Origin of the sequence: uncultured Sphingomonas sp. (assembly GCF_913778135.1) — a bacterium.
Classification (GTDB): Bacteria; Pseudomonadota; Alphaproteobacteria; order Sphingomonadales; family Sphingomonadaceae; genus Sphingomonas.
Window position 1 is genome coordinate 20,948 of record NZ_CAJYVU010000158.1, and the last position, 23,536, is coordinate 44,483.

The 23,536-nt window shown below is 66.6% G+C and carries 20 protein-coding genes; 9 read left to right on the top strand and 11 right to left on the bottom strand.

Translation table 11 applies throughout. From position 1 onward, the window contains the following. Window positions 1-71: 71 nt before the first annotated feature. On the top strand, window positions 72-1,301 hold the full coding sequence (locus QZ847_RS14405) for a UbiH/UbiF/VisC/COQ6 family ubiquinone biosynthesis hydroxylase (protein WP_294357645.1): 1,230 nt from the start codon (window positions 72-74) through the stop codon (window positions 1,299-1,301). Here QZ847_RS14405 and pdeM read toward each other — a convergent pair. The 5 genes from pdeM to QZ847_RS14430 form a co-directional block, all read right to left on the bottom strand. Further along, a complete protein-coding gene (pdeM, locus tag QZ847_RS14410) occupies window positions 1,298-1,960 on the bottom strand; it encodes a ligase-associated DNA damage response endonuclease PdeM (protein WP_294357648.1) in 663 nt (220 codons plus the stop codon). The two genes, QZ847_RS14405 and pdeM, sit on opposite strands and share 4 nt — an antisense overlap. A 55-nt stretch (window positions 1,961-2,015) precedes the next feature. Then, window positions 2,016-3,419: a M20/M25/M40 family metallo-hydrolase gene (locus QZ847_RS14415; protein WP_294357651.1), complete on the bottom strand. Its 1,404-nt coding sequence runs from the start codon at window positions 3,417-3,419 to the stop codon at window positions 2,016-2,018. A gap of 62 nt (window positions 3,420-3,481) precedes the next feature. Beyond that, the gene (locus QZ847_RS14420; protein ID WP_294357654.1) at window positions 3,482-3,679 is read right to left on the bottom strand and encodes a hypothetical protein; all 198 of its coding nucleotides are present in this window, start codon (window positions 3,677-3,679) and stop codon (window positions 3,482-3,484) included. Between the two features lie 187 nt (window positions 3,680-3,866). Further along, window positions 3,867-6,275, bottom strand: a complete 2,409-nt coding sequence (locus QZ847_RS14425; protein ID WP_294357693.1) for a ligase-associated DNA damage response DEXH box helicase — start codon at window positions 6,273-6,275, stop codon at window positions 3,867-3,869. 53 nt (window positions 6,276-6,328) lie between these two features. Further along, on the bottom strand, window positions 6,329-6,508 hold the full coding sequence (locus QZ847_RS14430) for a hypothetical protein (RefSeq protein ID WP_093006553.1): 180 nt from the start codon (window positions 6,506-6,508) through the stop codon (window positions 6,329-6,331). Between the two features lie 90 nt (window positions 6,509-6,598). Here QZ847_RS14430 and QZ847_RS14435 point away from each other — a divergent pair, with 90 nt between their 5' ends. Then, entirely contained in the window at window positions 6,599-7,603 is a 1,005-nt protein-coding gene (locus tag QZ847_RS14435) for a ligase-associated DNA damage response exonuclease (protein WP_294357657.1), read from the top strand. Window positions 7,604-7,606: 3 nt separating this feature from the next. Here the strand turns inward: QZ847_RS14435 and QZ847_RS14440 are convergent, their stop codons facing one another. The 3 genes from QZ847_RS14440 to QZ847_RS14450 all read right to left on the bottom strand — a co-directional run bounded on the left by QZ847_RS14440 (window position 7,607) and on the right by QZ847_RS14450 (window position 9,857). Further along, the gene (locus QZ847_RS14440) at window positions 7,607-7,990 is read right to left on the bottom strand and encodes a c-type cytochrome (RefSeq protein WP_294190108.1); all 384 of its coding nucleotides are present in this window, start codon (window positions 7,988-7,990) and stop codon (window positions 7,607-7,609) included. Window positions 7,991-8,030: 40 nt separating this feature from the next. Next, the gene (locus tag QZ847_RS14445; protein WP_294357659.1) at window positions 8,031-8,495 is read right to left on the bottom strand and encodes a DUF983 domain-containing protein; all 465 of its coding nucleotides are present in this window, start codon (window positions 8,493-8,495) and stop codon (window positions 8,031-8,033) included. A gap of 81 nt (window positions 8,496-8,576) precedes the next feature. Beyond that, the gene (locus tag QZ847_RS14450) at window positions 8,577-9,857 is read right to left on the bottom strand and encodes an amidohydrolase family protein (protein ID WP_294357660.1); all 1,281 of its coding nucleotides are present in this window, start codon (window positions 9,855-9,857) and stop codon (window positions 8,577-8,579) included. 176 nt (window positions 9,858-10,033) lie between these two features. On the opposite strand from QZ847_RS14450, the gene QZ847_RS14455 reads away from it, so the two are divergent. Both QZ847_RS14455 and QZ847_RS14460 read left to right on the top strand, forming a co-directional pair. Continuing rightward, window positions 10,034-11,638, top strand: coding sequence for a peptidase S10 (locus QZ847_RS14455; protein WP_294357696.1), 1,605 nt, complete (start codon window positions 10,034-10,036; stop codon window positions 11,636-11,638). Between the two features lie 22 nt (window positions 11,639-11,660). After that, complete coding sequence (locus QZ847_RS14460) at window positions 11,661-13,493, top strand: DUF885 family protein (protein ID WP_294357662.1); 1,833 nt, start codon at window positions 11,661-11,663, stop codon at window positions 13,491-13,493. A gap of 69 nt (window positions 13,494-13,562) precedes the next feature. Here QZ847_RS14460 and rpoN read toward each other — a convergent pair whose 3' ends face one another. Then, window positions 13,563-15,035, bottom strand: coding sequence for an RNA polymerase factor sigma-54 (gene rpoN, locus QZ847_RS14465; RefSeq protein ID WP_294357665.1), 1,473 nt, complete (start codon window positions 15,033-15,035; stop codon window positions 13,563-13,565). Between the two features lie 40 nt (window positions 15,036-15,075). Beyond that, window positions 15,076-15,858, bottom strand: a complete 783-nt coding sequence (lptB, locus tag QZ847_RS14470; RefSeq protein ID WP_294190113.1) for an LPS export ABC transporter ATP-binding protein — start codon at window positions 15,856-15,858, stop codon at window positions 15,076-15,078. A gap of 216 nt (window positions 15,859-16,074) precedes the next feature. On the opposite strand from lptB, the gene gntA reads away from it, so the two are divergent. Further along, entirely contained in the window at window positions 16,075-16,785 is a 711-nt protein-coding gene (gene gntA, locus QZ847_RS14475; protein ID WP_294357667.1) for a guanitoxin biosynthesis heme-dependent pre-guanitoxin N-hydroxylase GntA, read from the top strand. Beyond that, window positions 16,782-17,372, top strand: a complete 591-nt coding sequence (locus tag QZ847_RS14480) for an urea carboxylase-associated family protein (protein ID WP_294357670.1) — start codon at window positions 16,782-16,784, stop codon at window positions 17,370-17,372. The genes gntA and QZ847_RS14480 overlap by 4 nt, the downstream gene beginning before the upstream one ends. Here QZ847_RS14480 and QZ847_RS14485 read toward each other — a convergent pair. Continuing rightward, window positions 17,344-17,466 (bottom strand): hypothetical protein, encoded by a 123-nt coding sequence (locus tag QZ847_RS14485; protein ID WP_294357672.1) that lies wholly within the window; start codon window positions 17,464-17,466, stop codon window positions 17,344-17,346. The two genes, QZ847_RS14480 and QZ847_RS14485, sit on opposite strands and share 29 nt — an antisense overlap. Before the next feature lie 214 nt (window positions 17,467-17,680). Here QZ847_RS14485 and fdhD point away from each other — a divergent pair, with 214 nt between their 5' ends. The 3 genes from fdhD to QZ847_RS14500 form a co-directional block, all read left to right on the top strand. After that, window positions 17,681-18,478 (top strand): formate dehydrogenase accessory sulfurtransferase FdhD, encoded by a 798-nt coding sequence (gene fdhD, locus QZ847_RS14490; protein WP_294357675.1) that lies wholly within the window; start codon window positions 17,681-17,683, stop codon window positions 18,476-18,478. A gap of 12 nt (window positions 18,479-18,490) precedes the next feature. After that, window positions 18,491-20,767 carry an FdhF/YdeP family oxidoreductase gene (locus tag QZ847_RS14495; protein WP_294357679.1) on the top strand — a complete coding sequence of 759 codons (2,277 nt, stop codon included), beginning with the start codon at window positions 18,491-18,493 and terminating at the stop codon, window positions 20,765-20,767. 157 nt (window positions 20,768-20,924) lie between these two features. Further along, window positions 20,925-23,536: Plug domain-containing protein (locus QZ847_RS14500; protein ID WP_294357681.1), on the top strand; the 2,612-nt coding region annotated here is incomplete at its 3' end.

The window sequence follows — 23,536 nt, forward strand, 5'->3', positions numbered from 1 at the left end:
TCCGCTTCCCTTGAGTTTTCGTCAAGTCGGCGGCGTTGGCAGGCGCAGCGATGAGGCGTAAAGCGTGGCGCATGAACAACGCTTCCGCGCACGCAGACGTATTGATCCTGGGTGGTGGTCTGGTCGGCAGCACGCTCGCGATTGCACTGGCTCAGGCGGGCCTGAGCACGATCGTCGTCGATCCCGCCGATCCGAACGTGATCCTGTCCGCCGGGTTCGACGGGCGCGCGTCTGCGGTGGCGAGTGCCAGCCACCGACTCCTCGATGTGATCGGTGTCGGCGAGAAATTGCGCGGTCAGGGCTGCGCGATCCGTCACATTCGCGTCAGCGACGGGCTGGCGCCGGGCAAGCTAGACTTCATTCCTGGCGAACAGGACGAGCCGCTCGGCACGATGTACGAGAACCGACTGCTGCGCACGACCCTGTTCGAGGTGGCGTCGGCAGCGGACGGTGTCGACCTGAGGATGCGGACACGCGCGACCGCAATCGAGCGCGATCTGGACGGCGTCACCGCGACCTTGTCCGATGGCAGCACCGTCACCGCGGACCTGCTCGTGGCGGCGGAGGGGCGCAACTCGCCCACACGCGAAGCGAGCGGGATCAAGGTCGCGCGGTGGCAGTACGATCATGCCGCGATCATCGGCGCGTTCCATCACGAGCGTTCGCACGAAAACATCGCGTTCGAGATCTTCTATCCCTCGGGTCCCTTTGCACTGCTGCCGCTGCCGGACGATGAGGTCGGGCACCGCTCGGCGATTGTGTGGACGGTGGCCAAGGATCACGCGCCGGGCATGCTCAAGCTCGGTGATCGCGGCTTCCTCGCCGAGGCGGAGAAGAGGATGGGCGGATTCCTGGGCGCGCTGTCGGCGCCGGGCCCGCGCGCGTCCTACCCGCTCGGATTTCATCACACTGCCAGGGTCACCGACACGCGGCTGGCGCTGGTCGGCGACGCGGGTCACGGCATCCATCCAATCGCGGGGCAGGGGCTGAACCTAGGCTTCCGCGACGTCGCCGCGCTGGTCGAGGTCTTGGTCGAGGGACGGCGGCTCGGGCTGGAGGCGGGCGACGCGCAGCTGCTCGCGCGCTATGAGCAGTGGCGCAGCGTTGACACCTTCGCGGTGTCGTTCGCGACCGACACGTTGACCCGGCTGTTCGGCATTCCCGGCAAGACGGCGAGCGCGGTGCGGCGTTTCGGGATCAACGCGGTCGACGCGATCACGCCATTGAAGGATCGCTTCATGGCTGAAGCGCGCGGCGAGAGCGGGCAACTGCCGCGGCTGCTGATGGGAATGCCCGCCTAGGCCGCGAGCGGAAAACGCAGCAGACGATCGTCGAGCGCGACCAGCGCCTCGGCCCGCCTGCCGGTCGCGCGGACGATTTCCGGGTGGGTGGCGTCGAGCCCGCCGGTCAGCGAACCGAAGGCGGGGAAGATCAACTTGCGCTCGGTCGCGACAAAGCAGCGCCGTGCGACGAGCTTACCACGCACGCGAACGCGCAGCTTGGGGTGGAAGTGGCCGGACAATTCGGGTCGTGCCTCGTCGGCGCGCGCCTCGTGACGCAGGATGATGCCGTCGATTTCGGCCTCGTTGCACACCGCGCCGCCGCAGCGGTCGACCAGCACGCGGTCGTGATTGCCGGTGATCCAGGTCCAGCGCGTACTGCCGGTTAACGCCGTCAGCATCTCGCGCGCCTGTGGGGGCAGTCGGTCGCAGCCCTCGATGTCATGGAAGCTGTCGCCAAGACACCAGACTTCCTCCGCTGCCGTCGCGGTAACGAGCGCGGTCAGGTCGGCGAGCGTGCGGATCGAATCGTACGGCGGCAGCATCTGCCCCGCGCGCGCGAACCAGCTCGCTTTCTCCAGATGCAGATCGGCGACGAGCAGCGCACGACGCGCAGGCCAGTACAATGCCCCCTGCGCCAGCGCGCGCCAGTCGTGTCCGCCGAACGAAAGGGGAACCATGCGCCGCTCCTTACGCGCCGAAGCCTGATCCGATCAAGCGGCTACGCGGGAAAGTTCAGCCCGCATAAGCCTTTACGAGGTCAAACAGATAATCCCGCGAGGCGTAGAGCGACGACACGCGGATGCGCTCGTTCAGCCCGTGCGTGCCGTTGTTGTCGGGCTCCAGGAAGGTACCCGGTGCACCGTACACCGGAATGCCGATCGCCTCGTAGAAGATGCCGTCGGTCGCACCGGTCGACATCAGCGGCAGCAGCGGCACGCCGGGGAAGTGCTTGGCGGCGACGCGACGCATCGGCTCGATCACTTTCGGATCAAGCGTCGGCGGGATTGCGGTCGGGCGGATCGGCTGGTTGACGGTGACCGTCACCTTCGGACCGGCGAGCGTCTTCAAGGTGGCCAGCGTGCCGTCGACGCTCTCGCCTGGAAAGATGCGGCAGTTGATGTTGGCGGTCGCGCGCTGCGGCAGCGCGTTCTCGGCGTGGCCGGCACTCAGCAGCGTGGCGACGCAGGTGGTGCGCAGCGTGGAGTGAAGCGTCTTGTCACGGCTGACGATCGCGTCGGCGGTCTTGTCGTTCGGATCGGCAAGCAACCGCGTGATCGCCGTGCCGGTCTCGCCACCCATCCGCTTGGCGGTCGCGGCGAAGAAGGCGCGCGTCGTGTCGGTGAACTTCACGGGAAACTCATAGCCCTGCACTGCCTTCAACGCGTCGGCGAGCTGGTAGATGGCATTGTCCGGTGGGGGCGCGGAGCTGTGGCCGCCCGGATTAGTAACGAGAAAGGTATAATTCTGCGCCGCCTTCTCGCCGACCTGCACCGCGAGCAGCTGGCGTTTGCCTTCCGCGTCGAGCCGACCGCCGCCGCCTTCATTCAGCGCGAACTCGGCCGCGATCAGCTCGGGGCGGTTCTTCGCCAGCCACTGCGCACCGTTGAACGCGTAGGTCGTCTCCTCGCCGCAGGTCAGCGCGAGCTTGATCGTGCGTTTGGGCTTGTAGCCCTGCTGCCGAAAGCGGATCATCGCGTCGGCCCAGATTGCCGCCTGCGCCTTGTCGTCGACGGTGCCGCGTCCGTAGTAGAAGCCGTTCTCCTCGACGAGCGTAAATGGATCGCGCTGCCAGTCGGCGCGTTTCGCCTCCACCACGTCAAGGTGCCCCATCAGCAGGATCGGCTTGGCCGCAGCGTCGCTGCCTTTCAGCACGGCAACGATGCCGCCGTCATTGGGGTGATCGGGTACCGAGAACAATGTGGTGTCTCGGTCGGTGTAGCCCGCCGCCTTCAACCGCGTCGCGATCTGTGCCGATGCCTTGGTGCAGCTGCCGGTACCCACGACGGTGTTGGTCTCGACCAGCTCCTTGTAGAGGTCGAAGAACGGCCTCTCGTCGGCGCGGGTCTGCGCGGTGACGGGAATCGCACCGAGCACGAGGCCCGCCGACGCCAGCAACGTATTGAGCAGCCCACGCATCATCATTCCCCTCCAGCTCGCCTGACCCCAGCGTTGCAGCGAAAGCGCGCGCGCAACGTCCTTCAATGCGCCGCGACGCTCATTCGCGCTTCATCGAAGTCGATCACAATCCGGTGGCAGTGCAACGTGTCGATGCCGAGCAGCCCCGGCGCGCTGAGATCGACACCGTCGAGCAAGGGTGTCTCGATCTGCTCTCCACCCAGCGTGCTGACCGACAACGAAGGGATGATAGCGGTATCGACAATGCTGGTGCCGGTCATCGCGGTCAGCCGCACACGCCGGTCATGCGGCGATCAATCTCGGCGAAGTTGAGATCATTGGCAGGTTCGTTGGGGCGGGGTCGGGCACCTTCGCGTACACGGGACGTGCGATCGCGCCGAGCAGCAGGGCAGCCAACCTCTCCATGTCGCGATGCTACGCCGGTCGCGGCGCAGCTCCACGCGCGCGTTACTCGATCGCCATCGCTTCATGCGCCAGCGCCTCAGCCTCGATCAGCAATGCGTCGTCGGCGCTGTTGGTCGCGACACGCTCGCGCCCGATCAGCACCAGCACCGGCACCGCGAGCGGGGAGACGCGCGGCAGATCGACGTGCACCATCGTGTCGGCGGCGCGCTCTAGCAGGCTGGCGAGCCGCCCAACATCGGTCATCCGCGCGCGTGCGTCGTTCCAGGCGGCTTGCAGCAATACGTGGCCGGGTTCGTACTGGCGCAGCACATCGTAGATCAGATCGGTCGAGAAGGTGACCTGCTTGCCTGTCTTGCGCTTGCCCGGATGCTGCCGCTCGACCAGCCCGCCGATCACCGCCACCTCACGAAACGCGCGCTTGAGCAGGTGCGAGCGCTCGACCCAGTCGACGAACTCGTCTTCCAAAATATCGGCGGAAAAGAGCGCGGCGGGATCGGTGATCTTTTCCAGCCCGAAACATGCCAGCGCATAATCGTTGGCGACGAAGCCGAGCGGCTTCAATCCCATTGTCTCCATCCGCTTGGTGACGAGCATGCCGAGCGACTGGTGCGCATTCCAGCCCTCGAAACTGTACGCGACCATGTAGTGGCGTCCCTCGCGCATGAACGTCTCAACCAGCAACTGGTCGGGGCGCGGCAACGTCGAACGGCGTTCCTGTATCTCCAGCCACTCGCGCACGTCGGGCGGGAAGCGGTGCCACTCTGACGGGGTTGCCAGAAAGCCGCGGACGCGGTCGGCGAGATTGGTCGACAGTGGCATCCGGCTGCCGCCATAGGTCGGGATGCGCGCAGGCCGACTGGTCGCGCGGACGATCAGGTCCTCGGTGTCGATCTTCTCGACCTCGAGGCTCAATCCGGCGAAGAAGAAGGTGTCGCCGTGGGAGAGCGTCGAGGCGAATCCTTCCTCGACCTTGCCGAGCGCGCGGCCGTTGCGAAAGCGGACCTTGAGCATCGTCGCCTCGACAATGATCCCGGCGTTGAGGCGGTGCTGCGCGACGAAGCGCGGGTGGCTGACGCGCCACTCGCCGTTCGCGTCCTGCGCCAGCCGCTTGAAGCGGTCGTATGCACGCAAGCTGTAGCCGCCGTCGCGAATGAAGCCGAGGACGCGATCGAACAGCTCGTCGGAGAGCGCCGAATAGGGCAGCGCGGATCGAACCTCCTCAAGCATCGCATCTTGCGCGAATGGTGCAGCGCAGGCGCACGCCACCAAATGCTGCGCAAGCACGTCGAGCGCGCCCATGCGGAAGACGTCTGGATCGAGCTCTCCCGCCTCGACCGCATCGAGCGCGGCGCGTGCTTCGAGATATTCGAAGCGATTGCCCGGCACGACCAGCGCGCGCGATGATTCATCGAGCCGGTGGTTCGACCGCCCGATCCGTTGCAGCAAGCGCGACGATCCCTTGGGCGCACCCATCTGGATCACGCAATCGACGTCGCCCCAATCGACCCCGAGATCGAGGCTCGAAGTCGCGACGAGCGCGCGCAGCCGCCCCGATGCCATCGCCGCCTCGACCTTGCGGCGGGCTTCCTTTTCCAGACTACCGTGATGGATGCCGATCGGCAGCTGGTCCGTGTTCGACTTCCACAGATCCTGGAAGATCAGCTCGGCGAGGCTGCGCGTGTTGCAGAAGATGATGCTGGTGCGGTTGCGCGAGATCTCCGCCATTACCTGCGCGGCGGCGTAGCGGCCTGAGTGACCCGCCCAGGGCACGCGATCCTCGGGTAGCAGGATCGCGATGTTCGGGTCGGCGCCGCCTTCGCCCTGCACGAGGCTGACCGTGTCGATGTCGCCGTCGGGTGCGAGCCAGGCGCGATAGCCGTCGGGGTCGGCAACCGTGGCGGACAAGGCGACGCGGCGCATGTCGGGCGCGATCCGCTGCAGCCGCGCCATGCACAGCGACAGCAGATCGCCGCGCTTGCCCGTGGCGAAGGCGTGGACCTCGTCGACGACAATAGTGCGCAGGTTCGCGAACATCGTGAAGCTGTCGGGATAACTCAGCAGCAGCGAGAGCGACTCGGGCGTCGTCAGCAGGATCTGCGGCGCCTTGATACGCTGCCGTGCCTTTCGGTCGGACGGCGTATCACCGGTGCGCGTCTCGACGCGGATGTCGAGCTCCATCTCGTCGATCGGCGTGACGAGATTGCGCTGAATGTCGACCGCCAGTGCCTTCAGCGGTGAGACGTAAAGGGTATGCAGCCCGTCGCTCGGTTGTTCGATCAGCTCGGCAAGTGTCGGGAGAAAACCGGCGAGCGTCTTGCCCGCACCTGTCGTCGCGACCAGTAGCGCCGAGCGCCCGCGCTGCGCCTCGACCAGCATGTCGAGCTGATGCCGACGCGGCTGCCATCCGCGTGCGTCAAACCAGCGCGCGAGCGGGGCGGGTAATGAATCGATGAGTTCGTTCACGCGGTCACTCAACCGCAGCGGGCCGTGTCAAACAAGCGCGGTCACGGCGTGCGTGCGCGGTCCTCGGCCGATTGCTCGTGATAATTGCGCCGCGTGGCTTCCTCGGTGCGACGGATTTCCTCCGGCGTTTGCTTGTTGCGCGTCTTCGCGAAAAGGATTGCGCCGCCCAACACCACGAAGCCGAGGATGACGACGATCGCCATCAGACTGTCACCGAACATCCGCCTGTCTCCCATCTCGTTATCCGATCAACGTGCGCGCCGATTGATTCGATCCCGGAACGCACCCGACTGCCCGCCGGTTGTCGTCACATGGCGCGCGCACCCCTCGGCGACTGGATCGAACCGCATCCGCACGGCATCTACGTGCGCCCGGCCGACGCGTGGATCGACCCTTCGACGCCGCAACCGCGCGCGCTGGTGACGCACGGCCATGCCGACCACGCGCGCGGTGGGCACGGTGCGGTATGGGCAACGCCCGAGACGCTGGCGATCATGGACGTGCGCTACGGACAGCAATCGGCCAACCCGGTGCAATACGGCGAGACGATCCGCATGGGCGAGGTCGAAGTCGGCTACGTCCCCGCGGGCCACGTGCTGGGGTCAGCGCAGATCGTGCTCGATTACCGCGGCGAGCGCGTGGTGGTGTCGGGCGACTACAAGCGACGCAGCGATCCGACATGCACACCGTTCGAACCGGTCAAATGCGATGTGTTCGTGACCGAGGCGACGTTCGGACTGCCGGTGTTCCGCCACCCCGACACCGGCGACGAGATCGACAAGCTGATCGCCGCGCTCCACGCCAATCCGACGCGCTGCGTGCTGGTGGGTGCCTATGCCCTCGGCAAGGCGCAGCGCGTGATCGCGGAATTGCGCGAACGCGGGCATGAGGCGCCGATCTACCTTCACGGCGCGCTGCAGCGGTTGTGCGACCTCTACGTCGAACAGGGCGTGCGGCTGGGTGAGTTGCGCCCCGTCGCCGACACGCCGAAGGCCGAGATGGCGGGGCACGTCGTCATGTGCCCGCCCGGCGCGCTCAACGATCGCTGGTCGCGGCGGCTGCCCGACCCGATCACCGCAATGGCGAGCGGGTGGATGCGCGTGCGCCAGCGTGCGCGGCAGAAGAACGTCGAGCTGCCGCTGATCCTCTCCGATCACGCCGACTGGGACGAGCTGACGACAACGCTGCTTGAGATCAGCCCCAAGGAAGTGTGGGTAACGCATGGGCGCGAGGATGCATTGGTTCATTGGTGCATGACGCGCCAGATTCGCGCGCGCGCGCTGGCGCTCGCCGGGTTCGAGGACGAGGACGACTAGCGCTCAACGGCAATCGGGATTGCCGCCGCCGTTCGCGTAGAGGTAGGCGATCACATCGGCGCGATCGAGCCCGTTACGCAGGCCTGGAAAGCGCATCGACGTGCCCGGCGCGAAGGCGGCGGGGTTGGCCAGCCAGCGGTCGAGCCGCGCACACCTCCACGTGCCGCCAACGGATTGCAGCGCGGCGGTGTAGCCGAACCGCGCGCTGTTGTGCCCCACCTGCGCGCGCGTGACGCCGTGAAGATTGGGACCGTCGCGGTCGCCCGTGCCAGCGTCGATCGTGTGGCAGGCGGCACACTGGCGGAACACCGCGCGGCCCAATCGCGCGTCCGCCACCTTCATGCGGGCGGCGAGGGGAGCATCAGGCGACACGCCACGGTCGCGCACGGCGGGGCTGCAGGCAGCGAGTAAGGCTACGAGCGCGAGGCTAGTCGAACGAACTGCCGCCCGCATCACTCTCGCGTCCCTCCAGCTTCGCCCACAAGCCGCCGGTACCCGCCTCCTGCGCACGGTTGACGTATTGCGACGCAACCAGACACCCCTTGATAGGGCGCAGCGGCAACAGGCAGCCGAGCACCATGATCGGCACCGAGGTGACCAGATGCACCCACGCGGGCGGGTCATACGCCACCTGTATCCACACCACGATGAAGGTCAGCGGCAGCGCGATGATGCACAGCGAGAAGAACGCCGGCCCGTCGTCGGCAGCGGCGAAGCGATAGTCGAGTCCGCAGCGATCGCACGCCGGCGCGATCTTCAACCAAGACGAGAACAGGCGCCCTTCGCCGCAGCGGGGACAGCGTCCCTTCAACCCGCAGCGCAAAATCCACTGGAGCTGGGACGGGCGCTCGGCATCGGGCTGGTCGGCGGGAATGGCGTTCGGGTCGTCCATGTCGGGTAAGATGGGTGTTGCGGGAGTGGAAGGCGAGGGCGTTGCGGCTGATCCATGTTGCTTCACACGCCCTGTTGTCCATCAGCGAGGATCGCGATCGACTTCGCCGCCCTTCATCACGAAGCTGACGCGCTCCAGCGTGCGCACATCGGCGAGCGGATCGCCGTCGACCGCGATCAGGTCGCCGTAGCGTCCGAGCGCGATCGCGCCGACGTCGCTGCGGTTGAGCGCCTCGGCGGCGTTCTTCGTTGCGGCCTGGATCGCCTCGATCGGGGTCATGCCCCATTCGACCATCTTGGCGAACTGCCGCGCATTGTCGCCGTTCGGGTAAACGCCGCCGTCGGTGCCGAACACCATCTTCACGCCGGCGGCGTGCGCCGCGCGGAACGTTTCGCGCTGCTTGCGACCGATCAGCCGTTCCTTTTCCAGGCTCTCGGGAAACGCGCCGTTCTTCGCGCCCTCGGCCAGGATGTAGTCGTCGTTGTATATGTCCATGCTGAACCAGGCGCCGCGCTCGCGCGCGAGCTTGAACGACTCGGCGTCGGCGAGGCTGGCGTGCTCGATCGTGTCGACGTCGGCACGCAGCGCGTCGTTGATGCCGGCGGTGCCGTGCGCGTGCGCGGCGACGCGCATGCCGAGCATGTGCGCTTCCGCGGTCACCGCCTGCATTTCGGGCAGGCTCATCTGCTGCGCGCCGGGTGAATCGCGCTTCGACAGCACGCCGCCGGTGGCGCAGATCTTGATCACCTCGGCGCCGTATTTGCGCATCGTCCGCACCAGCTTGCGATAACCATCGGGCGTGTCGGCGACGCTTGGGTTGGGCACGGCCGCGAACGACGGGGGCAGCGCCTCGGTCGCGTCGCAGTGGCCGCCGGTCGCACCGAGCGCGTAGCCCGCGGGAACGATGCGAGGGCCGGGCACGTAGCCGCCCTCGATCCCCTGTTTCAGCGCGACATCATCGTAATTGCCCGACCCGACGTTGCGCACGGTCGTAAAGCCCGCATCGAGCGTCTTCTTGGCATTTGCTACGCCGACCACCGTCGCGAAATTGTCGGTGAACTCAAGCCCACGATAGCCCGACAGCCGCGGGTCGCTGGTCAGGTGGACGTGCATGTCGATCAGGCCGGGCAGCAGCGTGCGCTCTCCCAGGTCGATCCGTTCCGCACCTGCAGGCACGGCGTCGCCACGCCTTCCGACCGCGGTGATCTTCCCGTCGGTGATCACCACCTGCGCATTGTCGACGCGGCGGCCGGCCAGCACGTCGATCATGTGCGCGGCGGTGACGACGACGGTGCGTGCCTCGGCAGCGAACGGCGTGAGCGCCATCGTGACGGCGCCGAGAAGCGCGGGCAAACGGTTCATCGGTGTTCCTTTTCCCTGTTGCACGTACCTTGCCGCGCCGGGGCAGACGCACAAGTGCTTTCGCTTGAACAGGTGAAGGATGCTGGCCTAGGTTCGTGCAAAGACAATGATTTCCAGGGGGTTTGCGCGTGTTCCGATTGGCCTCGTTGCTGCTGTTGACCGTCGGCGCCGCCGGCATGGCGCAGGATCGCGGAGGTGGTGCCGACAAGCCAGCGCCCAAGGAGAAGGCGGGGCGCACCAACGCGGAGATCCAGCGCGACCTGGTCGAGGCCGATTACGCCGCCGCGCCGGTTGCCGAGCGCGCAGAGGTGTCGCGCGGCAATGTTTCCGTCGCGGGCAAGCGGCTGGGCTATACCGCCACCGCGGGTACACTGACGCTGCGTGATACCGAGGGAAAGCCGACCGCGTCGATGTTCTACACTGCCTATACGCTCGACGGCGTCAAGCCGGGGACGAAGCGGCCGATCACCTATTTCTACAACGGCGGACCCGGCAGCCCGACCTTCTGGCTCCACATGGGCTCGTTCGCACCCGTCCGATTGAAGACCGGCAATCCCGAGACGATCCGCCCCGCGCCGTACGACTTCGGCCCCAACCCCGACACGTTGCTCGATAAGACCGACATGGTGTTCCTCGATGCGATCGGGGCTGGCTATTCGCGGCCGCTCGGGGACATGAAGCCCGCTGCGTTCTACGGCACCGACGAGGACGCCGACGCCTTCGCCAAGGCGATCATCCGCTACTCGACCAAGTACGGCCGCTGGAATAGCCCGAAGTTCATCTTCGGCGAAAGCTATGGCACACTGCGATCGGGCGCGCTCGCGTACCAGTTGCAGGACCGCGGCATGGCGCTGAATGGCGTGGTGCTGCTGTCGTCGATCATGAACTACGGCTATCGCCAGCCCGGGCTCGATCAGGTGTACCTTAATTATCTGCCGAGCTACGCCGCGACCGCCTGGTATCACAATCGCGTGCCGAACCGCCCAGCCGACGTGGCAACGATAGTCCAGCAGGCGCGCGACTTCGCGACCGGACCCTATATGTCCGCGCTCGCCAAGGGGCAGAACATATCGATGCAGGAGCGCGACGCGGTGGCGCGGCGAATGAGCGAGCTGACAGGACTCAGCCCGGAGTTCATCATCCGCTCCAACCTGCGCGTCGACCTGCCGCGCTTCCAGAAGGAGCTGCTACGCGGCACGCGCCAAACGATCGGACGGTTCGACTCGCGCTACACCGGGCTCGACGCCGACGCCGCGGGCGAGCGGCCGGAGACCGACGCCTCGTCCGACGCGATCTCGGGCGCATTCATCGCGACGTTCAACGATTATGTGACGCACACCTTGGGCTACAAGACCGACATGCCGTATCGCCTGTCGGCGCGCGACGCGGCCGGCTGGGACTGGAACTGGAAGCACCGCGCGCCCGGCGGCGGCTACGGCGCGATGCAGAACAATCCCAACACCGCAGTCGATCTGGCGGCGGCGATGCGTGCCAATCCGTACCTCCACGTGCTGTCGATGAATGGCTGGTACGACATGGCGACGCCGTTCTTCGGGACCGAGAACGACCTCGGCCACATGATGCTCGAACCTGCGCAGCAGGCGAACCTTCGCTTCACCTATTATCCGGCCGGGCACATGACCTACCTGAATCCCGAGGCCCTGCGCGCAATGAAGCGCGATCTGTCGGCATGGTACGACCAGGCGGTCAGCGACGCGCGCGACGGCACGCCCGCGCAGCCCGCCAGCCTATCGGCGGCGCAGACGACGCCGCCGAACTGATAAAGAAACAAGGGGAGAAGGTATGTTGATCCGTCACCTGTCGCTGGCGCTGCTCGCCGGCGTCGCCGCGCCGGCGATCATCGGCGCGACGCAAGCTCCGTCGGCAGCGGCACCTGCCGCCAGCAGCACCGCCGCCGAGGACGCGCGGCTCGTCGCATTTCTCGACCGTGCCTTCGACGAGCAGGTCGCGCTCAGCCCGGAGGCGCAGACGAGCCTTGGACTGAAGACCAACTACGACCGGCTCGACGATTACACCGACGCCGCGGCGGTGAAGAGCCGCGAGCTGGGTGAGCGCCAGCTGGCACAGATGCACGCGCAGTTCAGCCCAGCCCGGCTGGGGACAAGCGCACGGCTCAGCTATCGCCTGTTTGAGCAGCAGGCCGAGCAGGCGCGCGAGGCGTTCCGCTTCCGGGATCACGGCTACATCATCTCGACCAACGGCAGTCCGATGGGCGAGGTGCCGGTGTTCCTGATCAACAATCACCGCATCGACAATGCCGACGACGCGCGCGCGTACATCGCGCGGCTGCGCGATACCGAACGCGTGATGCGCGAGAGCGCGGCCGAGCTGCGCGAGCGCGCGGCGAAGGGCATCGTGCCGCCTAAGCTCAACTTCGCTTCCGTCCGCGCCGATGCGACGAAGGTGGTGACGGGTGCGCCGTTCACCGCCGGGCCGGACACCGCCGTCCTAGCCGACTTCAAGAAGAAGGTTGCTGCGCTCACCATTCCGCAGGGCGAGAAGGACAAGCTCGTCGCCGAGGCGATTGCGGCGATGACCGGTCCGTTCAAGCGCGGCTACGACGTGATGTTCGCCGCCCTCGACGCGGTCGAGCCGATGGCGACGGGCGACAATGGTGCGTGGAGCCTGCCCGACGGGGCGGCTTATTATCAGCAGCGGCTGCGCGCGACGACGACGACCGACCTGACCGCGGACCAGATCCACCAGATCGGGCTCGACCAGGTTGCCTCGATCGGGCGCGAGATGGAGGCGATCAAGCGCCGGGTCGGCTTCACCGGCACGTTGCCGCAGTTCTTCGACTACATTCGCACCGATCCGAAGTTCAAATATCCCAACACCGAGGCGGGTCGCGAGCAGTACCTATCCGACGCGCGCGCGGTGATCGCGGACATGATGGCGGCGGCGCCGCGGTGGTTCAGCCGCCTGCCCAAGGCCAAGCTGGAGGTGCGTGCGGTCGAGAAATGGCGCGAGGCGACCGCGCCCACCGCCTTCTACAACCAGCCCGCGCCCGACGGCTCACGCCCGGGCATCGTCTACGTCAATCTGGTCGACATGAACCAGACGCAGAAGGTGCAGATGGCGGGCATCTCGGTTCACGAGGGCGCACCTGGCCACCATTTCCAGATCGCGCGCGCGATGGAGCTGGAGGGGCTGCCCAAGTTCCGTCGCTTCGGCGGCTACGGCGCCTATGCCGAGGGGTGGGGCCTCTACACCGAGCGGCTGGCGAAGGAGATGGGCGCATACAAGGACCCGTATTCGGAGTTCGGGATGCTCTCGCTCCAGATGTGGCGTGCGATCCGGCTGGTGCTCGACACCGGCATCCACTCCAAGCGCTGGACCCGCGCGCAGGCGATCGCCTATTTCAAGGCGAACAGCTCGGTCAGCGACACCGATATCGCGCGCGAGGTCGATCGCTACATCAACTGGCCGGGGCAGGCGACCGCGTACAAGATCGGCCAGCTCAGGATTACCGAGCTGCGCACCAAGGCCGAGCGCGCACTGGGACCGAAATTCGACATCCGCGACTTCCACGAGGCGGTGCTGGCGCAGGGCGCGCTACCGCTCGACGTGCTCGAGGAACAGGTCGACCGCTACATCGCGGCGAAGAAGGGATAGGCGGTGGGGCAGGCCGGATCCGCGCCCGGCCTGTCGACAAGGCTGTGGATAAGTCGTGGATCGTTGTGGCTAGCCGGCCAGCGCGCGCGCGCGGCGGCGCTGGACCGAGCTGCCGATCCCCATCGCCTCGCGGTATTTTGCCACGGTCCGCCGCGCGATGTCGAAGCCCTTGGCGTTGAGCAGTTCGACCAAGGTGTCGTCGGAAAGAATTTTCGCGCCCTCGCCCGCGATCAGCGCGCGGATCGCGCTCTTCACTGCCTCCGCCGACACGGCGTCGCCGCCATCGGCCGACTGGATCGCCGAGGTGAAGAAATATTTGAGCTCGAACAGCCCGCGCGCGCACGACAGATATTTGTTTGACGTCACGCGGCTGACGGTCGACTCGTGCATGTCGATCGCCTCCGCGATCCGCGCGAGCGTCAGCGGGCGCAGTTGCGACACGCCGTGGACGAAGAACGCTTCCTGCTGGCGCACGATCTCGGTCGCGACGCGGATGATCGTGCGCTGGCGCTGATCGAGCGCCTTGACCAGCCAGTTCGCGCTGGCGAGCTGATCGCCGAGCCACGCCTTCGACGCCTTGTCCTGCGCGCCCGAGGCGAGTTCGGCGTGGTAGCGGCGGTTGACCAGCACACGCGGTAGCGTCGCGCCGTTGATCTCGACGTTCCAGCCCTTCGTCCCGCGCGTCACGTAGACATCGGGGACGACCGCGGGCGCGACCTCGCCGCCGAAGCGGCAACCGGGTTTGGGATCATAGCCGCGCAGTTCCCGGATCATGTCGGCCATGTCCTCGTCGTCGACGTGGCACAGCCGCTTTAAGCGCGACAGGTCGCCGCGCGCGAGCAGGTCGAGATTGTCGAGCAGCCGCGCCATGCACGGATCGTAGCGGTCGACCTCGCGTGCCTGGATCGCGAGGCATTCCGCCAGATCGCGCGCGCCGACGCCCGTCGGATCGAACGTCTGGATGACGCCAAGCACCGCCTCGACCTGCGCGAGCGGCACGCCCAGCCGCTGCGCGACCTCGAGCAGGCGGACCTGAAGATATCCCGCCTCGTCGATGTGATCGATCAGGTGCTGCGCGACGAACAGGTCGCCGGCGGCAAATGCGGTGCCCGCCTGCGCGAGCAGATGGTCGGCGAGGCTTTCCGCGCGCGTATCGGCGAAGGCGTCGAGGTCGGGCATCTCGCCTCCCGACACGCTGCCGCCCGCCGGGCCTAGAGACGCGCCACCATCAGATGGCGCATCGTCGAACCGCTCCGCCGCAATGTCGACGTCGAGCGACTCGCCCGCGGCTTCGCCCGTCATCACCAGTTCGTCGGCGCCCGCAGGCTCGTCGCGCGCAGGCTCGGGCGCGTCGGGGGCGATCACCGGCGCGTCGTCGGCGGCGGGCGCGGTATCGAGCAGCGGGTTCTTCTCGACCTCCTCTGCGATCACACCCTCGATTTCTAGGTTGGACAGCGCCAGCAGCTTGATCGCCTGCTGCAACTGCGGCGTCATCACCAGCGATTGCGACTGGCGCAGGTCGAGGCGTGGCGCGAGGCTCATGCCTGGGTGTCGCCGGTGTCGTGCAGGCGCGCCGTCATCGCTACAGCGTGAAACCCTCGCCCAGGTAGAGCCGGCGAACGTTGGCGTCGGCGACCAGCTCTTCCGGGCTTCCGGTGAACAGCACGCGACCATCGTAGATGATGTAGGCCCGGTCGACGATGTCGAGCGTCTCGCGCACATTGTGGTCGGTGATCAGCACGCCGATGTCGCGACTCTTCAGATCCTTCACCAAGTCGCGGATGTCGGCGATCGAGATCGGGTCGATGCCCGCGAACGGTTCGTCGAGCAGCATGATCGACGGATCGGCCGCGAGGGCCCGCGCGATCTCCGCGCGGCGACGCTCGCCACCCGACAGCGCCATCGCGGGTGCGTCGCGCAACCGCGTCAGGCCGAACTCATCGAGCAGTTTCTCCAGCTTGGTGCTGCGCGCGTTCACGTCGGGCTCGGATAGTTCGAGCACGGTCATGATGTTCTTCTCGACCGACAGCCCGCGAAAGATCGAGGTCTCCTGCGGCAAATAGCCAAGCCCCAGGATCGCACGGCGGTACATCGGCAGCCCGGTGATGTCGTCACCGTCGAGCATGATGCGGCCCGCATCGGGCTTCACCAGCCCCATCACCGAGTAAAAGCACGTCGTCTTCCCCGCGCCGTTGGGACCAAGCAGCCCGATCACCTCGCCGCGTCCGACCGACACCGACACGTCGGTCAGCACGGTACGCTTGTCGTACGACTTGGCGATCGAGACCACCTGCAGCCCGTGCGCGACGGGCGCCTCGTGGATCGCCTCGACGTCGTCCAGCGTGTGATCGATCGTGGTGGCCATGCGCGCGGGCACTCTCGTTATGGTCCGTTCAGAGCGCTCGGGATGCTCCGTCATGCACGCTTTACGCCAAAGCGCCGCGTGCGCAAAGCGGGCGTGAATGGTGGCCGGCGACCCGCCCGAATGTAAATTTTGGCAAGCGTCTTCAATCGACTACGTTGATCGATGTTAGCACGTTCTGTCGGAACCGCGCGCGCGAGTCGCCCGTATGGCCCGTCCATGCCTATGCCTGAGACACCGATGTTCCCGTGGCGCCATTCGGCGCAGGCCGAACTCGAAGCGATGATGCACGCCCATGTCGACGACCGGGCATTTCCGTGCGTGGGTGCGAAAGCGGCTCTCGCCAAGGGCACGTTGCACGTCCTCGCCTGCAATCGGATCAACAGCTCATGGGACGATTTGCGCATCCACGACGGGCTAATGCGCTTCGCCGAGGCGTACCGCGACGATCCGGGCCTGTTTCGCAGCTTCGCGGTGGTGTTCGAAGGCCCCGACGATCTGTGCGAGCCCGCGTTCGAGCAGGCATTGTGGAAGCGTATACAGTCGCTGTCCGACAAGGACGTTTGGCGCGGGCAGGATTATGATGCGCGCGTCAGTGCCGACCCCGACGACCCGCATTTCTCGCTGAGCTTCGGCGGCGAGGCGTTCTTCGTCGTCGGGCTGCACCCGCATGCCTCGCGTCCGGCGCGGCGCTTCGCGCGCCCGACGATGGTGTTCAACCTGCACGACCAATTCGAGACGTTGCGCGCGCAAGGCCGCTATGAGACGATGCGCGAGAAGATCATGGTTCGCGACGAGGCGGTGGCGGGATCGCGCAACCCGATGCTCGCGCGCCACGGCGCCTCTAGCGAGGCGCGCCAGTATAGCGGGCGCGTGGTCGATGACGCGTGGCGCTGCCCGTTTCATTACTCGGGCAGCGCGGAGCAGTGAGCGCGCCCGCGACCGAGATTTCACCCCGCTCGGGCACGGCGTTTACGCTCGATGCCGGTCAGACGCTGACCGTGATCGATCCGCGCGGGGTACAGGTCGCCGATCTGCTCGCCTACAATCGCGACGACATCCGCGAGGTGATTTCGTCCGGGCGCACACTCGACTATGCCGAGACGATTCGGCTCACCACCGGGCATCTGCTCTATTCGAACCGCTCGACGCCGATGCTGGAGATCGTCGCGGACGACGTCGGCGTGCACGACTTCCTGCTGACGCCGTGCTCCTACGATACCTTTCACCATTTCTACCCCGACGAGCCGCCGCATCGCGGCTGCTTCGGCAACCTCGCCGCCGCGCTGGAGCCTTACGGCGTCACCGAGGACATGATCCCGATTGCGTTCAATTGCTTCATGAACGTGCCCATTGATGGTGCCACGGGCAGGCTGCAGGTATTGCCTCCGGTCAGTAAGGCGGGCGACCGGATCGTCTTTCGCGCGCTGATGGACCTCGTCATCGGCCTGACTGCCTGCTCGGCGGGCGCGTCGAACGGCGGCAGCTTCAAACCGATCGAATATAGGGTCGATTGATCAGCCGCTCGCTGTCGCGCGCGTGCGCGGCGTAGAGGTCGGCACGCGCGAGATGGATCTGACGGATTGCGGGCGTGATCGCGCGATCGGCCATCGCCCAGCCTGTTCGGCGCGGTTGCGCCAGAAGCTGATGTCGTCTGTTGTACCCATGTTCCGACTCCGCGATGGAGAACGCCTGGTCACGCGGCAAGCAAGGTATAAGCGGCTATTTGGGTCCGCGATGATATGTACCAATGCAAGCCATTGTTTGTAATCTTTCGTCGGCCAGCATTCCTGGCGCATCGCACGGCAGCAGAGGGCACGAGACGTTGAGCGAGGAACAGCCGTTCGCGCGCATCGCCAGCGATGGGACGCTGCGCGCTATCACGCGCGCGACCGTGCCGGAGCATCCGGTCGCGATCGAGGTGAACGGACTCGGCTATGCCGTGATGATGGCGACGCCGGCCGACCTGGCGGATTTCGTCACCGGCTTCGCCTTGTCGGAGCGGATCGTCACCGACGCAGCGCAGATCGCCGACCTCGACCTGTTCGAGGCGCCGCTCGGCTGGATCGCGCGTCTGACGGTGCCGCCGGCGAACGCCGCCGCGCTCGCCGCCCGGGTGCGCACGCGCGCGAGCGACAGCTCGTGCGGGCTGTGCGGGATGGACAATCTGGAGGCAGTGCACCGCGCACTTCCACTTGTTCCTCCCAGTACGATCGATCCGGCCGCGATATTCGCCGCGCTGGAGCAGATGCGCGCGCACCAGCCGCTCAACGCCGCTACCGGTGCCGCGCACGCGGCGATGCTATGTGCTAGTGACGGCACGATCCGCCTCGCGCGCGAGGATGTCGGCCGCCATAACGCCTTCGACAAGCTGATCGGTGCGATGGCGCGTGGTCGGCACGGCTGGGATGGCGGCTTCGCGCTGCTGTCGTCGCGCTGCTCGTACGAACTGGTCGAGAAGGCCGCGCTGTCGGGCTGTCCGACCTTGGTCACCGTGTCGGCGGCGACCGACCTCGCACTCGCGCGAGCGAGCGCGGCAGGCTTGACGCTCGTCAGCCTCGCGCGCTCAGATGCGATATTGTTCCCGATGGCGTCGGACGCGGTACTTTCCGAGCCTTTATGAGTTGGATAGCTTATGGCCAAGCAATACGAAGATCGCCCCGATTTCACGCCCTACACCGGTCCGTCGGGTGGCTGGGGATCGATGCGATCGCTCGCCGACATTGTCCCGCGCGAGAAGAACCCGGTCGAGACCTCGGCCGAATTGCTGCGGATGAACAAGCACGATGGCTTCCAGTGCGTCAGCTGCGCCTGGGCCAAACCGCACCCGCCGAGTCCGGCCGAATTCTGCGAGAACGGCGCCAAGGCGACTGCGTGGGAGATTACCAGCCAGCGCGTCACCCCCGAGTTCTTCCGCACCAACACGCTGACTGCACTTCGCGAATGGAGTGACTACCGGCTGGAGGAAGCCGGTCGCCTGACCCACCCAATGAAGTACGATGCGGCGAGTGACAAATATATCGTCGTGCCGTGGGAAATGGCCTTCAAGGAGATCGGTGCGAAGCTGAAGAGCCTCGCCCCCAAGTCGGTCGTCTTCTACGCCTCGGGCCGCGCCAGCCTTGAAACCTCGTACATGTGGCAATTGCTGGCGCGGATGTACGGCAACCAGAATCTGCCGGATTCGTCAAACATGTGCCATGAATCGACTTCGGTCGGATTGAAGGCGGCGATTGGCGTGCCGGTCGGCACGACCCGGCTGGAGGATTTCGACACCACTGACTGCATCCTACATTTCGGGCAGAACGTCGCCACCAACAGCCCGCGCATGCTCCACCAGCTACGTTCGGCGCGGAAGCGCGGCGTGCCAATCATCGTGTTCAATCCGTTGCGTGAGCGCGGGCTGGAACGCTTCACCGATCCGCAGAACCCGATCGAGATGGCGACGGGCGGCGAGACGCGGATCGCGACGCAATATCATCAGGTGCGCGCCGGCGGCGATCTGGCCGCGATGATCGGCATGGCCAAATGGCTGATCGAGCACGACCGGCTCGATCACGATTTCATCGCCGAGCACACGCACGACTTCGACGCGTTCGCCGAGAAAGCACGCGCGACCGGATGGGACGAGATCGAGCGCGAATCGGGGCTGACGCGTGATGCGCTGTCGATGGCGGCGGAGGTGTATGGCCGTGCGAACGCGACGATCGCGATCTACGGCATGGGGCTGACGCAGCACGTCAAGGGCGTCGATAACGTCCGCATGCTTGTCAACCTGCTGCTGATGCGCGGCAATATCGGCAAGCCCGGCGCGGGACCGACGCCGGTGCGCGGCCATTCCAACGTGCAGGGGCAGCGCACCGTCGGCATCACCGAGAAGCCCGAACTCGCCCCGCTCGACAAGTTCAAGGAGATGTATGGGTTCGAGCCGCCGCGCGAGAAGGGGCTGGATACGGTCGAGGCTTGCCGCGGGGTGATCGACGGCAGCGTGCGCGGTTTCGTGTCGCTGGGCGGCAATTTCGTGCGCGCAACACCTGAGACGCGGTTGATGGAGGAAGGCTGGCGCCAACTCGACCTGTCGGTGCAGATCGCGACCAAGCTCAACCGCAGCCACCTGATTCCTGCGAACGGCGACACCTGGCTGCTGCCGTGCCTCGGCCGGATCGAGCGCGACCTGCAGGAAACGGGGCCGCAGCACGTGACGATGGAGGATTCGACCAGCGTCATCCATCCGTCGTTCGGCAAGGTCGACCCCGCCAGCCCGCACCTCCTATCCGAGCCCGCGATCGTCGCCGGGATCGCGAAGGAAACGCTCGCCCCCAATCCCAACGTGCCGTGGGACAAATGGGTCGGCGATTATGCGCTGGTGCGCGACCAGATCGCCGAGGCATTCCCCAACTTCTTCGAACGCTTCAACGAGCGATTGAAGGAGCCCGGCGGTTTCTGGAAGGGCAACAAGGCGACCGGGCGCGAATGGGACACGCCGTCGAAAAAGGCCGAGTTCATCGTGCCAGACGTGCTTAACGCCACCGGCTTCACCGACGCCGATGGGCGCTATCGCATGCTGACGGTGCGATCGAACGATCAGTTCAACACCACGATCTACGGCTATTCCGACCGCTTTCGCGGCATCAACGGCACGCGACAGGTAGTCATGATGAGCCCGGCCGACATCGCCGAGCGTGGCCTGACCGAAGGGCAGAAAGTGACGCTGATCGGCGACGCGGAGGACAATGTCTCGCGTCGCGTCGAAGGATTGATGGTCGTCGCGCGCGACGTGCCCAAAGGCTGCATCGCAACCTATTATCCCGAATGTAATCCGCTGATCGCACTCGAACACCACGCCGAGGAAAGCCACGTTCCCGCCGCCAAATCGGTGCCGGTGCGGATCGAGATCGAGGCGGTCGCCGGCTGACGATCGTGGCAGTGGCGCACATCGGGTGCGCTGCTGTCCGGGATTTGGCGGGTCGCCGCGACCAACCTCGCGACGATCACGCCTGTCTGCAGGCACAATCGTGCGACAAACTGCCGCTAGCCGCATTCTTGCCCGCTAGGGGTGTGGAGAGCGTAGAGTGCGGTTGTTCCTGTTGCTGGCGAGTAGCGCCACGGTTCCGGCCTGGGCGCAGACGCCGCCCGCGTCACCTGTAACCGCCCCACCGCCTACGACGGGTACCGCCGCACCCGTCGCCACCGCGGCGCAGCGACCGGCCGTCCCCGCCGCCGCCCCGCTCGCCGGCTCGCCGAGCGAGGCTGCGGCTGCCACGCCCGAGGCACAGGGTGAGGACGGCGAGGGTGAGGAGATCGTCGTCACCGGACGCAAGCCGGTCGGCAGCGTCATCGGCGACATCCCGCCCGAACAGACGCTGTCACCCGCCGACATCCGCAGCTACGGTGTCAGCTCGGTCGCCGACCTGCTGACCGAACTCGCACCCCAGACACAGTCGGGTCGCGGATCGGGCGGGGCGCCGGTAGTGCTGCTCAACGGACGTCGGATCGGCGGCTTCTCCGAGATCCGTGACCTGCCGACCGAGGCGATCCTGCGCGTCGAAATCCTGCCCGAGGAAGTCGCGCTCAAATACGGCTACCGCGCCGATCAGCGCGTCGTGAACTTCGTGCTGCGCCCGCGTTTCCGCGCCTATACCGGTGAAGTGATCGACACGCTGGCGACCGACGGCGGGCGCAATCAACCGGGTGCGCGGGCAGACTGGCTGCGCATTCAGCGCACGGGCCGCACCAGCCTCCACCTGCAATACGATCAGGCTAGCGCGCTCACCGAGGCGGAGCGGAACATCATCCAGTCGCCCGGCGGCGCATCCTCCGCCGGCAACGTGACGCTTTCGGACGGCACGATCCTCGGCGCACCCGTCGGCGCCGCGACCGGCGCGGTTGCCGCGGGCGATTTCCTCGCGACTGCCAACCCGAGCGATCAGGCGCGCTTTCGCACGCTGTTGCCCGCGACGAAGAGCTTCCAGGCGAACGGCGTTTACGCGACCAGCTTGTCCGACCGTGTCGGCGCAACCTTCAACGCGCGCGTGCAGCACGATGTGAGCGACGCCGATCGCGGGTTGGTGGCGGGCAATTTCCTGCTGCCCGCGGGCAATTCGTTCTCGCCCTTCGCCGATGATGCGCGCGTGTCGCGCGCCTTTCCTGAGCTCGGCCCCCTTGCGCAGCATGTCGAGAGCACCGACGCGCATCTGGGCGCGAGTGCGAACGGCGACGAAGGGCGCTGGCGCTGGACCGTCAACGCCAACGCCGATTACAGGGCCAGCGACACGCGCAGCCAGACCGGGCTAGACACCGATGCGTTTCAATCGCTGCTCACCACGCGTGATCCGACCGCGAATCCGTTCGGTCCGTTTGACCTCGTGCGTACGCCTGACAACCTCGGACGGTCGCGGTCGACCAACCTCGCGCTCGACACGCTCGTCACCGGACCGTTGTTCAGCCTGCCCGCGGGCGATGCGAACACCAGCATCCGCATCGGCGCGTCGAGCAACGATTTCACCAGCCGCTCGACAAGGTTGGGCGAGACGCAGTCCGCCGACATCTCGCGCGATATCGGCAACGCGCAGATCAACCTCGACCTGCCGATCGCCAGCCGTTCGCGCGGCGTGCTGAGCGCGATCGGCGACTTTTCATTGAACGCCAACGTTGCGGCGGATCACCTGTCGGACTTCGGTACCTTGTGGACGCTCGGCTACGGCGCGAACTGGTCGCCGCTCCGCGGCGTGCGGCTGATCTATTCAGTCACGAACGAGGACGAGGCACCGAGCGCGCAGCAGCTCGGCAACCCGCAGGTGCCTACCGCGGGCGTGCGCGTGTTCGATTACGTCCGCGGCACCACCGCCACCGTCACGACGGTGACGGGCGGCAACCCGTTCCTGCGCGCCGACGAGCGCCACGTGACAAAGCTCGGCGCAACGATCCAGCCCTGGGCCGACCGCGACATCAACTTCGTCGCCAACTATACCAGGCAGCAGGTTGACGATCCGATCGCGAGCTTCCCCGCCGCCAGCGCGGCGATCGAGAAAGCATTCGGTGACCGCTTCACCCGCGTTGATGGCACGCTCGTCCGCCTCGACACAAGGCCGGTCAATTTCGCCAGCAGCGAGGAGTCGCAGCTTCGCTACGGCTTCAACGTTTCGTTCAAGCTCAAGTCGAAGATCCAGAAGGAGCTGGAGGCGTTCCGCGCCGGCACCGGACCCAACCCGTTCGCGGGGCTGCGGCCACTCGGTGGGCGACGGCGTGCCGGCGGCGATGGCGCACAGCCCGACGGCAGCGGCGCGCGGGCGGCCGCGAACGGCGGCGAGCAGCCGCGCGGTACGACCGGCGACACGCCCGGCGGCGGTGACCGCGGCGCGGGCGGCGGCTTCCGCGGCGGTGGTGGCGGGCGCGGCTTCGGTGGCGGGCGGTTCGGCGGCGGCGGGGGAGGCCGGGGTGCGGCTGGCGGGCGCGTGCAGTTCGCGCTCTACCATACGTGGCATTTCACCGACCGCGTCAGAATCGCGAACGGCGGCCCGGTGCTCGATCTGTTAAACGGCGACGCGATCGGCGGCTCGGGCGGGCAATCGCGCCATGAGCTGGAAGGGCAGGCCGGTTACTCCAACAACGGGCTGGGCGCGCGCGCCTCGCTCAATTTTCAAAGCGCGACGCGCGTCAATGGTGGTACGCCGACCAGCCCCGA

Excerpts from the sequence above, each read along its gene's own strand:
- QZ847_RS14405 (WP_294357645.1), top strand. The coding sequence starts at position 72 with ATGAACAACGCTTCCGCGCACGCAGACGTATTGATCCTGGGTGGTGGT.
- pdeM (WP_294357648.1), bottom strand. The coding sequence starts at position 1,960 with ATGGTTCCCCTTTCGTTCGGCGGACACGACTGGCGCGCGCTGGCGCAG.
- QZ847_RS14415 (WP_294357651.1), bottom strand. The coding sequence starts at position 3,419 with ATGCGTGGGCTGCTCAATACGTTGCTGGCGTCGGCGGGCCTCGTGCTC.
- QZ847_RS14420 (WP_294357654.1), bottom strand. The coding sequence starts at position 3,679 with ATGACCGGCACCAGCATTGTCGATACCGCTATCATCCCTTCGTTGTCG.
- QZ847_RS14430 (WP_093006553.1), bottom strand. The coding sequence starts at position 6,508 with ATGTTCGGTGACAGTCTGATGGCGATCGTCGTCATCCTCGGCTTCGTG.
- QZ847_RS14435 (WP_294357657.1), top strand. The coding sequence starts at position 6,599 with ATGGCGCGCGCACCCCTCGGCGACTGGATCGAACCGCATCCGCACGGC.
- QZ847_RS14445 (WP_294357659.1), bottom strand. The coding sequence starts at position 8,495 with ATGGACGACCCGAACGCCATTCCCGCCGACCAGCCCGATGCCGAGCGC.
- QZ847_RS14450 (WP_294357660.1), bottom strand. The coding sequence starts at position 9,857 with ATGAACCGTTTGCCCGCGCTTCTCGGCGCCGTCACGATGGCGCTCACG.
- QZ847_RS14455 (WP_294357696.1), top strand. The coding sequence starts at position 10,034 with ATGGCGCAGGATCGCGGAGGTGGTGCCGACAAGCCAGCGCCCAAGGAG.
- QZ847_RS14460 (WP_294357662.1), top strand. The coding sequence starts at position 11,661 with ATGTTGATCCGTCACCTGTCGCTGGCGCTGCTCGCCGGCGTCGCCGCG.
- rpoN (WP_294357665.1), bottom strand. The coding sequence starts at position 15,035 with ATGAGCCTCGCGCCACGCCTCGACCTGCGCCAGTCGCAATCGCTGGTG.
- lptB (WP_294190113.1), bottom strand. The coding sequence starts at position 15,858 with ATGGCCACCACGATCGATCACACGCTGGACGACGTCGAGGCGATCCAC.
- gntA (WP_294357667.1), top strand. The coding sequence starts at position 16,075 with ATGCCTATGCCTGAGACACCGATGTTCCCGTGGCGCCATTCGGCGCAG.
- QZ847_RS14485 (WP_294357672.1), bottom strand. The coding sequence starts at position 17,466 with ATGGCCGATCGCGCGATCACGCCCGCAATCCGTCAGATCCATCTCGCG.
- QZ847_RS14495 (WP_294357679.1), top strand. The coding sequence starts at position 18,491 with ATGGCCAAGCAATACGAAGATCGCCCCGATTTCACGCCCTACACCGGT.